This window comes from Pseudomonas sp. TWP3-1, assembly GCF_049896625.1.
In the GTDB taxonomy this organism is placed as follows: domain Bacteria; phylum Pseudomonadota; class Gammaproteobacteria; order Pseudomonadales; family Pseudomonadaceae; genus Aquipseudomonas.
Map to the genome: position 1 here is coordinate 1 of NZ_JAFCUQ010000011.1, position 11,817 is coordinate 11,817.

Sequence of the window (11,817 nt, forward strand, 5' to 3'; positions counted from 1 at the left end):
TACTGTGTCCCATGACTAACTCGTCGTATCGTTTTATCAGGCGGGCATCTAGCCCAGTCATTTGATATCCATGCCGTCCCTTTATAGACCAGGATCGGGAGATGTGTAGATACCAATGCAGCGATGAGGGCATCAGACTCAACATCATCGCTGTCTGAAAGTCCGCGATCGCTGGCAAGTCGACCCGTCGCACCGCAGCTCCCACAGGGTCGTGTTCCGTCTGATTCACTTTCTCAGAGGTTCCATGCCCAACCGCCTGCCTCTCGACGCCATCACTGCCCGCTGGTTGCCGTGGGTCGTGGCCATTGCGTTCTTCATGCAGTCCCTCGACGGGACCATTCTCAACACCGCCCTGCCGGCCATGGCCCGCGATCTCGCTGAAGATCCGCTGCGCATGCAGGGCGTGATCATCGCGTACATGCTCACGGTCGCATTGCTGATCCCGGCCTCGGGCTGGATCGCCGACCGCTTCGGTACCAAGAAAATCTTTTTCGGCGCGATTCTGCTGTTCAGCATCGGCTCGCTGCTCTGCGCGTTATCCAGCAGCCTGAGCATGCTGATCGGCGCGCGGGTGATTCAAGGCCTCGGCGGTGCCCTGATGCTGCCGGTCGGGCGCCTGGTGGTGTTGCGCGCCTACCCGCGCTCGGAGCTGGTGCGGATCATGGGTTTCATCACCATTCCCGGCCTGCTCGGCCCGCTGATCGGCCCGACCATGGGCGGCTGGATGGTCGAGTATCTGACGTGGCACTGGATCTTCCTGATCAACCTGCCGGTCGGCGCTATCGGCTGCTACGCGGTGTGGAAATTCATTCCCGACCTGCGCGGCACTGAGCGTACGCGCTTCGATAGCCTGGGTTTCCTGCTGTTCGGCGCGGCGATGGTGCTGATCACCATCGCCATGGAAGGCCTCGGCGAATTGCACCTGCCGCACCTGCGGGTAATGCTGTTGCTGTTTGGCGGCATGGCTTGTCTGGCGGCATATTGGTTGCGTGCCGGGCACATCGAAAATCCGCTGTTCGCACCGTCGCTGTTCAAGACGCGGACCTTCGCGGTCGGCATTCTCGGCAACCTGTTCGCCCGTTTGGGCAGCGGCGCCCTGCCGTTTCTGGTGCCATTGCTGCTGCAAGTAGCGCTGGGTTATTCGCCGTCGCAGGCTGGCATGAGCATGCTGCCACTGGCCGCTGCGGCGATGTTCGCCAAATCCGTGGCGCGGCCGCTGATCGAGCGCTTTGGATACCGCACCATCCTCACCGTCAACACGTTGCTGCTGGGGATCATGCTGGCGAGCATGGGCCTGGTCAGCGAGCAGACACCGTACTGGCTGCTGCTGTGCCTGCTGGCTGTGCTCGGCGCGATCAACTCGCTGCAATTCACCGCAATGAACACCGTGACCCTGATTGACCTCGACGACGCCAGCGCCAGCAGCGGCAACAGCTTGCTGTCAGTGGTCGCGCAACTGTCGCTGAGCCTCGGCGTCGCCTGCGCCGGCGCATTGCTCGGCGGCTTCACGGCAGAGGTCGGAAACGACGGCGTTGACACCGTGTTGGGCGCATTTCAGCTCACGTTCGTCACCGTTGGCATCATGGCCATGCTGGCTGCAACGATCTTCTCGCAATTGTCGAAGAATGACGGACGGCGGGTCAAACGTCCGGAAGAACACATCGAGCCTTAGGGCGAATGGCCACCGGGCTGGTACACTGCGCGACATTTTGTTTTGCAGGCCAGTCCCGTGACCACCATCGCCACCGCTTTTAATACTCTGCCGCTCTCCGCCGCCATGCTGGCTAACCTCGAATCTCTCGGTTATGCCCAGATGACGCCGATCCAGGCGCAGAGCTTGCCGGTGATCCTCAAAGGGATGGACCTGATCGCCCAGGCCAAGACCGGCAGCGGCAAGACCGCTGCGTTCGGTATCGGTCTGCTGAACCCGATCAATCCGCGCTACTTCGGTTGCCAGGCACTGGTGATCTGCCCGACGCGCGAACTGGCAGACCAGGTCGCCAAGGAAATCCGTCGTCTTGCCCGTGCCGAAGACAACATCAAGATTCTGACCCTGTGCGGCGGCGTGTCTTTCGGCCCGCAGATCGCTTCGCTGGAGCACGGCGCGCACATCATCGTCGGCACCCCAGGGCGTATCCAGCAACACTTGCGCAAGGGTTCGCTGGTGCTTGACGGCCTGAACACGCTGATCCTTGACGAAGCCGACCGCATGCTCGACATGGGTTTCTACGACGCCATCGAAGACATCATCGAGAAGACCCCGGCCCGTCGTCAGACGCTGCTGTTCTCCGCGACTTACCCGGTGGGCATCAAGCAACTCGCCTCGAAATTCATGCGTGACCCGCAAACGGTCAAGGCCGAAGCGTTCCACGATGACACGCAGATCGAGCAGCGCTTCTACGAGATCACTCCGGAAGAGCGCATGAGCGTGGTGACCAAGGTTCTGCACCACTTCCGTCCGGCGTCTTGCGTGGCGTTCTGCTTCACCAAGCAGCAAGTGCAGGAAACCGTTGATCACCTGACCTCCAAAGGCATTTCCGCCGTCGGCCTGCACGGCGATCTGGAACAGCGTGACCGCGACCAGGTGCTGGCGATGTTCGCCAACCGCAGTACTTCGGTACTGGTCGCCACCGACGTCGCCGCCCGTGGTCTGGACATCGATTCGCTGGACATGGTGCTCAACGTCGAACTGGCGCGTGACTCGGAAATCCACATTCACCGCGTTGGCCGTACCGGTCGTGCGGGCGAAAAAGGTATCGCGATCAGCCTGGTCGCACCGTCCGAAGCGCACCGCGCGCAAGCCATCGAACAACTGCAAAAATCCCCGCTGAACTGGGATCAGGTCGACAACCTGAAATCCCAGGGCGGCGCCCCGCTGCAGCCGCCGATGAGCACGCTGTGCATCGGTGGCGGCCGCAAAGACAAAGTGCGTCCGGGCGACATTCTCGGTGCTCTGACTGGCGACGCGGGTATTCCGGGCGCGCAGGTTGGCAAGATTGCGATCTTCGACTTCCAGGCCTATGTGGCGGTTGAACGCACCGTGGCCATGCAAGCGCTGCAGCGTCTGAACGACGGCAAGATCAAAGGCCGCTCGCTGCGCGTCCGCATCCTCTGACTGTATTCGGTTGAACCTGTGGCGAGGGAGCTTGCTCCCGCTGGGCTGCGAAGCGGCCCCCTCAATCTGCCAGTCACTCCGTGATTCCAGGTTTACGACTGCTGCGCAGCCGAGCGGGAGCAAGCTCCCTCGCCACAAAAGCCTTCCCTGGTCTGTTTAGTGAAATTTGAGGACACCGTTTTGCGCTCTACCGAAGTCGTGATCATTGGCGCTGGCGCCGCAGGTTTGATGTGTGCACTGACCGCCGCCGGGCGTGGGCGTCAGGTGTTGCTGCTCGATCATGCGAACAAGGCCGGCAAGAAAATCCTGATGTCCGGCGGTGGCCGCTGCAATTTCACCAACATGTACACCGAGCCGAGCAATTTCCTCTCGCACAACGCGCATTTCTGCAAATCCGCGCTGGCGCGTTACACCCAGTGGGATTTCATCGGTATGGTCGCCAAACACGGCGTGCCCTACCACGAGAAAAAACTCGGCCAGTTGTTCTGCGATAACAAATCCAGCGACATCCTCGAAATGCTCCTCACCGAGTGCGATCAGGTCGGCGTCAGCCTGCACCTCGACACCTCGATTCAGACCATCGAGAAAGTCGAGGGTGGTTACCTGCTCGACACCACCCTCGGGCAGATCCAGTGCCAGTCGCTGGTGATCGCCACCGGCGGACTGTCGATCCCGACGCTGGGCGCTACTGGCTTCGGTTATCAGGTCGCCAAACAGTTCGGCCATGAATTGCTGCCGACCCGCGCCGGGCTGGTGCCGTTCACCATCACCGACCAGTTGAAAGAGCTGTGCACCGAATTATCCGGCACCTCGGTGGATTGTCTGGTCAGCTGCAACGACCAGAGTTTTCGCGAGAACATCCTGTTCACGCATCGTGGCCTCAGCGGCCCGGCGATTTTGCAGATTTCCTCGTTCTGGGAATCCGGCGACACGGTGGAGATCAACCTGCTGCCGGATCATGACGCCGCGAGCTGGCTGCAACAGCAAACCGCCGAGCGCCCGAACAGCGAACTGAAAACCCTGCTCGGCGAGATTTTCACCAAGAAGATGGCCAACCTGCTGGCGGACAACTGGTTCGTGTCCAAGCCGATGAAGCAGTACACTTACGCTGAACTGGCGGAGATCGCCGAGAAGCTGGGGAGCTGGAAAGTCGTCCCGGCCGGCACCGAAGGTTATCGCACGGCCGAGGTAACGCTGGGCGGCGTGGACACGCGCGAAGTGTCGTCGAAAACCATGGAATCGCTGAAAAGCCCCGGCCTGTATTTTGTCGGCGAAGTGCTCGACGTCACCGGGCATCTGGGCGGCTTCAACTTCCAGTGGGCCTGGGCCTCCGGTTACGCGGCGGCGCAGTACGTCTGACACCATTCTCAAAATGTGAAATGCAATCCCTGTGGGAGCTGGCTTGCCAGCGATGAGGCCTGCACATTCAACATTGTCTTTGAATGTCAGACCGCTATCGCTGGCAAGCCAGCTCCCACAGGTTTATTTGGCGGATTCAAAATTTGAGCCCGGCAAAGATCTCAAAGGAACATTTTTTGCTGTCAGATGTGATCGGCGCCATTGCGTCGGCGTCATTACTGGCTCAATTTAGCGGCATCGCCTCGGAAGGCCTTCGCACTTCATGTCCTCGACCTCGTTTCGTCAGTCTTTGCGGCGCCTGTGGGCGCTGGATAAATTCAGCTACAGCGTGCGGGTGTTCATCGCCCTGACCGGCAGCATGGCGCTGTGTTGGTATCAGGATGAAATGGGGCTGCTGATCCCGCTGTTCCTCGGAATTATCGCCAGCGCCCTGGCCGAAACCGACGACAGTTGGCAGGGCCGCCTCAACGCACTCGCCGTGACGCTGGTGTGTTTCAGCGTCGCCGCATTGTCGGTGGAATTGCTGTTCCCCTATCCCATCGTTTTCGCCATTGCGCTGGCGCTGGCAAGCTTCGGCCTGACCATGCTCGGTGCGCTCGGCGAGCGTTATGGTGCGATCGCTTCGGCAACCTTGATTCTGTCTGTCTACACGATGATCGGCGTTGACCAGCGCGGCGGTGCGGTCACCGATTTCTGGCATGAGCCGATGCTGCTGGTGGCCGGCGCCGCATGGTACGGCTTGCTCTCGGTTCTGTGGCAGGCGATGTTTTCCAACCAACCGGTACAGCAGAGTCTGGCGCGGCTGTTCCGCGAACTGGGCTTCTATCTCAAGCTGAAATCCGCGTTGTTCGAGCCGATCCGGCAGATGGACGTCGAAGCCCGACGTCTGGAATTGGCGCAGCAGAATGGTCGCGTGGTGGCTGCTCTGAACAGCGCCAAGGAAATCATCCTGCACCGGGTCGGCAACGGTCGCCCCGGCTCAAAAGTCAGCCGCTACCTGAAGCTGTACTTCCTCGCACAGGACATCCACGAACGCGCCAGTTCTTCGCACTATCCGTACAACGCGCTGGCCGAGGCGTTTTTCCACAGCGACGTGTTGTTCCGCTGCCAGCGCCTGCTGCGCCAGCAAGGCAAGGCCTGCCGCGCGCTGGCCGAATCGATCCAGATGCGCCAGCCGTTCATCTATGACGCGAGTTTTGCCGAAGCGCTAAACGACCTGCACGCCTCCCTCGAACACCTGCGCATCCAGAGCAATCCGGCGTGGCGCGGCTTGTTGCGCTCGCTGCGCGCACTGGCAGCCAACCTCGGCACCCTCGACCGTTTGCTCAGCGATGCGAGCAATCCCGATGCTCTGGCAGATGCCACCGACAGCAGCCTGCTCGACCGCTCGCCGCGCAATTTCAAAGACGTGTGGATTCGTCTGCGCACACAACTGACACCGACTTCGCTGCTGTTCCGCCATGCCCTGCGCCTGCCGCTGGCGTTGAGTATCGGCTACGGCATGGTGCATCTGATTCACCCGTCGCAGGGTTACTGGATCATTCTCACCACGCTGTTTGTCTGCCAGCCGAACTATGGCGCGACGCGGCGCAAGCTCGGTCAGCGGATTTTCGGCACCGCTATCGGCCTGACCGTGGCGTGGGCACTGTTCGATCTGTTCCCGAGTCCGCTGGTCCAGTCATGTTTCGCCATCGCCGCCGGGGTGGTGTTCTTTACCAACCGCACCACGCGCTACACGCTGGCGACGGCCGCGATCACGATCATGGTGCTGTTCTGCTTCAACCAGGTCGGCGACGGTTACGGACTGTTCCTGCCACGGTTGTTCGATACGTTGCTCGGCAGTTTGATCGCCGGCCTTGCGGTATTTCTGTTTCTGCCGGACTGGCAGGGTCGGCGCCTGAACAAAGTGCTGGCCAACACCCTGACCTGCAACAGCATCTATCTGCGGCAGATCATGCAGCAATACGCCGCCGGCAAAAGTGACGACCTGGCTTATCGCCTGGCCCGCCGCAACGCGCACAACGCCGATGCGGCGCTGTCGACCACGCTGGCGAACATGCTGATGGAACCGGGGCATTTCAGGAAAGAAGCCGATGTGGGTTTCCGCTTTCTGGTGCTGTCGCACACGTTGCTCAGTTATCTGTCGGGCCTGGGTGCGCACCGCGACACTCCGCTACCGCCGGATGTACGCGAGCAGTTGATCGATGGTGCGGGCGTGAGTCTGGCGGCGAGCATCGACGAGATCGCGCAGGGTCTGGCGAGCAAGCAGCCGATTGCGATTCAGAGCGATGAAGAGGAAGCGCTGGCCAACGAACTGGAGCAAATGCCGGACGAGATTGATGAAGGCCAACGGCTAGTGCAAACCCAACTGGCGCTGATCTGCCGCCAGCTCGGGCCGTTGCGCACCCTGGCGGCGCATCTGATCAAGGACACCAGCGAGACTTGAGTCGGCCGGACTGGCCCAATCGCTGCTCCCACAGGATTTATGTACACCGCGAAACCTGTGGGAGCTGGCTTGCCAGCGATTGGGCCATCAGCCCCACCGAAAATATTGGATCAACCCTTACATCCCATGCTGCCTGAGTAACTTGTCATAACTGCCATCAGCCTTCATTGCCGCAATCGCCCGATCAAACCCGGCGACGATCTGCGCATGCTGCGGGTTCTTCAGGCTGACGAGAATATGCAGGCTGTTCTCGCTCAGCGGCTTGGGCAGAAACTCCACGGAATTGCGCACTTTCGATGATTCGCGCGCCAGGTAATAGCGCGCGACATATTCGTCTTCCAGCGTCAGCTTGACCCGATCCGCCGCGAGCATGCGCACTGCCATGGCGAAGTTATGCACCGGGACTTTCTGCAATGCGCTGTCGGCATCGAACGGCGGCGAATAGGCGTAACCGCGCACTACCGCAATCGGATAAGTGTGCAGCTCTTGAAGATTGTTGTATTCGATAGGCGCGTCTTTGCGCTTGATGAAACGAATGCGGTTGAGCAGATACTCACCGGAAAACTGCCCGAGCTTTTTGCGGTCGTCGTTGTACCAGGCGTTGACCAGCACGTCATAACGCCCCTCACCAACACCGAGCAACGCCCGCGCCCACGGCACTTGTTCGTAACCGCTGGCATAGCCGGCACGCGCCAGTGCAGTGCTGACGATATCGGTGGCCACGCCGCCATTGACCAGCGTGTCATCGGTAAACGGTGGCCAGACGTCGAACACCAGCCGCAGTTTCTCTGCTGCAGCGCTTTGACCCAGCAACAGCAACCCGACCAAAGCAAAGGCTTGATGCAATCGCGGCATGCTTGAAAATCCTTAGCGGGCGGGCAGCCCGGCGTGCTTTCCAGTCAAAACCCCAAGACCCCTTTTCCGGCAAATCCCAGGCCCTAACGTTAGCTCATTGAAGCCATCGCACAGCGCTTCCCAGCAGATTACACAAAGATGTCAGCGGCGCGGAAAAGGAATGATGGCATTTTGGCCTTCGTCACAGATTAATGCGCCATACAGACAGAATTCGTCGCGGCGCTTAGTATCGGGCGACACAGTTCAAGGAATCAGAAGATGACAATCGAGTGGGTTTGCAAACATCACAGCGATCTGGGCAAGGAGCAGCTATATGCGCTGTTGAAGCTGCGGTCGGAAGTGTTTGTCGTCGAACAGAAATGCGCTTACCCGGACCTCGACGGCCAGGATCTGGACGGCGATACCTATCACCTGATGGGTTGGGAGGATGACCAGTTGATGGCTTACCTGCGCCTGCTCGATCCGGAATCCCAGGGAGGCGACGTGGTGATCGGGCGGGTGCTGACGGCGCCTGCCGGGCGTGGCAAAGGTTTGGGACATGAAATGATGGAACAGGCGCTGAAGCAGGCCGAGAAACACTGGCCGCAGGTGCCGATCTATCTTTCAGCGCAGGCGCATTTGCAGGGGTATTACGGGCGGTACGGGTTTGTTGTCGCGGGTGAGGAATACCTTGAGGATGATATTCCGCATATAGGTATGCGGCGTTCCTGAAAAGCCCCTCACCCTAGCCCTCTCCCGGAGGGAGAGGGGACTGACCGAGGTGTCTTACGCTAAACATCGACCTGAAAAAGCTTGGCGATTATGGATTCACCAGCGCCGGTGCACGTCGGCATCTCTCCCCAATATCCCCCAATAGGCCCCCTCTACCTCTGGGAGAGGGCTGGGGTGAGGGCAAACAATCTCAAGGCGAACACGCAACTCAGGGATACCCCAATACCGCCTTCACCTGCCGCAGATTGCGCTCGATCCAGCCCCGATCAATCGCGCCCCACTCACGAATTCGATAACCTCCGGCATGGTTGCGCCCGCCCTCTTCCTGCTCGAACTCGCAAACAATATCCAGATCCGCCAACGCCGCAATCGTGTCCTGCGCCGTACGCCGCGGCATGCCCGTGACATCGGTCAGCGCAGGCACGCTGCAGGCCAGACCGCTGTCGATCAGATACGCCACATACAAACGCCGATAGAAACTGCTCTTGGTCTTGCTCACGTCCATGCATGAATCCCCTTGATCGTTCACTGCATATCCCGCCACGTCAGGTACACGCGCAGATCAAACTCGATCTGGTGATAGCCCGGCAGCATGTGTTCACACAATTTATAGAACGCCTTGTTGTGATCCGACTCTTTGAAGTGCGCCAGCTCATGCACCACGATCATTTTCAGAAACTGTGGCGCGGCCTCCTTGAACAGCGAGGCGATGCGGATCTCTTTCTTGGCCTTGAGCTTGCCGCCCTGCACTCGCGACACCGTGGTGTGCAAGCCGAGCGCGCGGTGGGTCAGGTCGAGGCGATTGTCGAACAGCACCTTGTCGATGGCCGGCGCATTGCGCAGGTATTCCTGCTTCAAGTCCAGCGCGTAGCCATACAACGCCTTGTCGCTCTGCACGTCGTGGCGATCCGGATAGCGTTGGCTCAGGTAATCACCGAGGCGTTCTTCGGCAATCAATTGGCGCACCTGATCCTGCAAATTCGCGGGATAGGCCAGGAGGTATTTCAACGCGATCATCGGGCGGGCAGACACGGCTCAGGAAAAGGTCGCCAGTGTAGCGAATTCAATCGGCCAACGCGCTCCACTCGAACGGCTCGACAAAGCGCGCAGTGTCCTCGGCGATCAACGGTCGCGCCACCAGGAAGCCCTGTACATATTCGCAGCCGTGGGCTTGCAGCCACTGAAATTGCTCGACGGTTTCCACGCCTTCGGCGATCACCAGCAAACCGTATTCCTTGCACAGTTCAAGCACGCTGCGCACCAGCGAAGCATCCCGCGTCGAGTCAGGTAATTTGGCAATCAAGTGTCGATCCAGTTTCAGCGTGTCCAGTTCCAGATCGCGTAAATGCGCCAGTGAACAGGCGCCCGAGCCGAAATCGTCCAGCGCCACCCGCACCCCGAGATTGCGCAAAAGCCGCAATTGCTTGCGCGTTTCGTCCGCATTGATCGTCAGCGCTTCCTCAGTCACCTCGACTTCCATCTGATGCGGCTGCAAGCCGTGGCGATCCAGCACCTGACGCAATTCGGTGACCAGATTCGGCATGCCGAACTGGGTGTTGCTCAGGCTCACGCCGAGCACCAGATCATCCGCGAACTGCCCTTCCCACGCCTTGCGCTGGCCAGCGCTACGATGATAAATCCAGCTACCGAGCCGACTGATCAGCGTCGCCTCCTCCAGCAACGGCAAAAACAACCCCGGCGGCACATCGCCGACACTCGGATGCTGCCAGCGCAACAACGCCTCGAAACCGCGGATCCGCCCATCGGCGATGGCCACCTGCGGCTGATAGACCAGATTGAAATCACGATTCTCGATGGCGTTGCGCACACTCTCTTCGAGCATCAAGCGCGAGCGCGCGCGCCCGTTCATTTCGTGATCGTAGAAGCGATATTGCTGCCGCCCGGCGCGCTTGGCCTCGTACATGGCGATGTCAGATGCACGCATCAGCCCGTCGAGGTTATTGCCGCAATCCGGGTAAGTGGCGATGCCGATACTCGCGCCGAGTGCGATATCCATGCCTTCGATCTGCTGACAGATCGACACCCGTTCGATGAGCTTCTCGGCAATCTTCGCCGCCTGCTCGGGGAACTCCAGATCCAGCAGCGCAGTGAACTCATCACCGCCCATCCGCGCGAGAATGTCGAACGGCCGCAAGCACGCCTTCAACTGCTCGGACACCCAACGCAACACACGGTCGCCGGCATCGTGGCCGAGGGAATCGTTGACCCGTTTGAAGCCGTCGAGGTCGAGGTACATCAGCACCCAACGGCTGTCCGCGCGCTCACCGCGCAGCAGCAGATTCTCGACAGTCTGGTAAAAGCCGCGCCGATTGAGCAGCCCGGTCAGCGGATCGGTCACTGCTTGAAACTCCAGTTGCTGATGCAGATGGCGCACCACCGACATGTCCAGCACCGTCACCACCATCGCGTGTTGCTCGGCCGGCAGCGCTGCGCAAGACAGCGCCACCGGCACTTGCTGGCCGGGCGCGGTTCGCAGCAGCGCGTCGTGCAGTCGCAAGGTCTGACCGGATTGGTAATGGGCGTAAAACTCGGAATCAGCCCACTCGGCAATGTGCGGTTTCTGTAAGTAATCGAGAAATTCCTTACCTTCCAGTTCCTTCACCGGCGCATTCAACAGCCGCGAGATGGCCGGATTGGCGAAGCGGATCACTCCGTCCTCACCCAACACCAGAATGCCTTCGGCCGCGTTATCCAGCACCGACGCATTAAACGCGCGGGCAACTTCCAGATCATGACTCAAGCGCTGCAACGCCCGACGGTTGCGCTGGTGCTCCAGTAACGCCTGAACCTTGGGCTTGAGGATCTGCGGGTCGAACGGTTTGAACAGGTAATCCACCGCGCCACTGGCGTAGCCCTTGATCACGGCGTCCTGCGATTGCTCGTTGGCGGTGAGGAAGATGATTGGCGTAAGTCGCGTGCGCTGGCTGCCACGCATCAAACGCGCGACTTCGTAGCCATCCATGCCCGGCATCTGCACGTCCAGCAGCACCAGATCGACTTCATGTTCAAGCAACAAACTCAGCGCCTCGAAACCCGAGGCAGCCGTCAACACCTGCCAGTCCTGGCGCTGCAACAACGCGCGCATACTGGTCAGATTTTCGGGGTAATCATCAACGATCAAAAGGACAGAGCTGCCTTCAACTGGCGGGTTTTGCGCGCATTCCATGCTGCTTCTCTTGTCGGGACTTCAGGCGGTTTCGCGGTTAAAAACCGTACACGTACTGAGCGTCCACTCTAGTCCGGGATCGCTCAAAGCAATAGCTGTCATCAAGCCATCATTTGCCCCCAGCCACGGTTAGCCGACTAACGG

Annotated in this window: 9 protein-coding genes; 5 read left to right on the top strand and 4 right to left on the bottom strand. The window is 60.0% G+C overall.

What is annotated here, in order from left to right; all coding sequences use genetic code 11:
• The first annotated feature begins 244 nt into the window (after positions 1-244).
• From mdtD to yccS, 4 genes are all read left to right on the top strand, one after another.
• On the top strand, positions 245-1,672 hold the full coding sequence (gene mdtD / locus ACP7BN_RS16020) for a multidrug transporter subunit MdtD (RefSeq protein ID WP_426205205.1): 1,428 nt from the start codon (positions 245-247) through the stop codon (positions 1,670-1,672).
• Between the two features lie 57 nt (positions 1,673-1,729).
• On the top strand, positions 1,730-3,115 hold the full coding sequence (dbpA, locus tag ACP7BN_RS16025) for an ATP-dependent RNA helicase DbpA (RefSeq protein WP_420647302.1): 1,386 nt from the start codon (positions 1,730-1,732) through the stop codon (positions 3,113-3,115).
• 180 nt (positions 3,116-3,295) lie between these two features.
• On the top strand, positions 3,296-4,474 hold the full coding sequence (locus ACP7BN_RS16030; protein WP_426205206.1) for an NAD(P)/FAD-dependent oxidoreductase: 1,179 nt from the start codon (positions 3,296-3,298) through the stop codon (positions 4,472-4,474).
• Positions 4,475-4,736: 262 nt separating this feature from the next.
• Complete coding sequence (gene yccS, locus ACP7BN_RS16035) at positions 4,737-6,920, top strand: YccS family putative transporter (protein ID WP_426205207.1); 2,184 nt, start codon at positions 4,737-4,739, stop codon at positions 6,918-6,920.
• A gap of 117 nt (positions 6,921-7,037) precedes the next feature.
• On the opposite strand, the gene ACP7BN_RS16040 is transcribed toward yccS, so the two are convergent.
• Complete coding sequence (locus ACP7BN_RS16040; protein ID WP_426205208.1) at positions 7,038-7,775, bottom strand: substrate-binding periplasmic protein; 738 nt, start codon at positions 7,773-7,775, stop codon at positions 7,038-7,040.
• Between the two features lie 258 nt (positions 7,776-8,033).
• Between ACP7BN_RS16040 and ACP7BN_RS16045 the strand changes: the two genes are divergently transcribed.
• Positions 8,034-8,486, top strand: coding sequence for a GNAT family N-acetyltransferase (locus ACP7BN_RS16045; protein WP_426205209.1), 453 nt, complete (start codon positions 8,034-8,036; stop codon positions 8,484-8,486).
• 208 nt (positions 8,487-8,694) lie between these two features.
• On the opposite strand, the gene ACP7BN_RS16050 is transcribed toward ACP7BN_RS16045, so the two are convergent.
• From ACP7BN_RS16050 to ACP7BN_RS16060, 3 genes are read right to left on the bottom strand one after another with little or no spacing between them, the layout of a single operon-like run.
• Positions 8,695-8,991 carry a winged helix-turn-helix domain-containing protein gene (locus ACP7BN_RS16050; RefSeq protein WP_426205210.1) on the bottom strand — a complete coding sequence of 99 codons (297 nt, stop codon included), beginning with the start codon at positions 8,989-8,991 and terminating at the stop codon, positions 8,695-8,697.
• 20 nt (positions 8,992-9,011) lie between these two features.
• Positions 9,012-9,503, bottom strand: coding sequence for a M48 family metallopeptidase (locus tag ACP7BN_RS16055; RefSeq protein WP_426205337.1), 492 nt, complete (start codon positions 9,501-9,503; stop codon positions 9,012-9,014).
• Between the two features lie 46 nt (positions 9,504-9,549).
• Positions 9,550-11,673 (bottom strand): putative bifunctional diguanylate cyclase/phosphodiesterase, encoded by a 2,124-nt coding sequence (locus tag ACP7BN_RS16060; RefSeq protein WP_426205211.1) that lies wholly within the window; start codon positions 11,671-11,673, stop codon positions 9,550-9,552.
• Positions 11,674-11,817: the final 144 nt, after the last annotated feature.

Bases quoted from the DNA above. Each gene is read 5' to 3' on its own strand.
- mdtD (WP_426205205.1), top strand. From the start codon at position 245: ATGCCCAACCGCCTGCCTCTCGACGCCATCACTGCCCGCTGGTTGCCG.
- yccS (WP_426205207.1), top strand. From the start codon at position 4,737: ATGTCCTCGACCTCGTTTCGTCAGTCTTTGCGGCGCCTGTGGGCGCTG.
- ACP7BN_RS16040 (WP_426205208.1), bottom strand. From the start codon at position 7,775: ATGCCGCGATTGCATCAAGCCTTTGCTTTGGTCGGGTTGCTGTTGCTG.
- ACP7BN_RS16045 (WP_426205209.1), top strand. From the start codon at position 8,034: ATGACAATCGAGTGGGTTTGCAAACATCACAGCGATCTGGGCAAGGAG.
- ACP7BN_RS16050 (WP_426205210.1), bottom strand. From the start codon at position 8,991: ATGGACGTGAGCAAGACCAAGAGCAGTTTCTATCGGCGTTTGTATGTG.
- ACP7BN_RS16055 (WP_426205337.1), bottom strand. From the start codon at position 9,503: ATGATCGCGTTGAAATACCTCCTGGCCTATCCCGCGAATTTGCAGGAT.
- ACP7BN_RS16060 (WP_426205211.1), bottom strand. From the start codon at position 11,673: ATGGAATGCGCGCAAAACCCGCCAGTTGAAGGCAGCTCTGTCCTTTTG.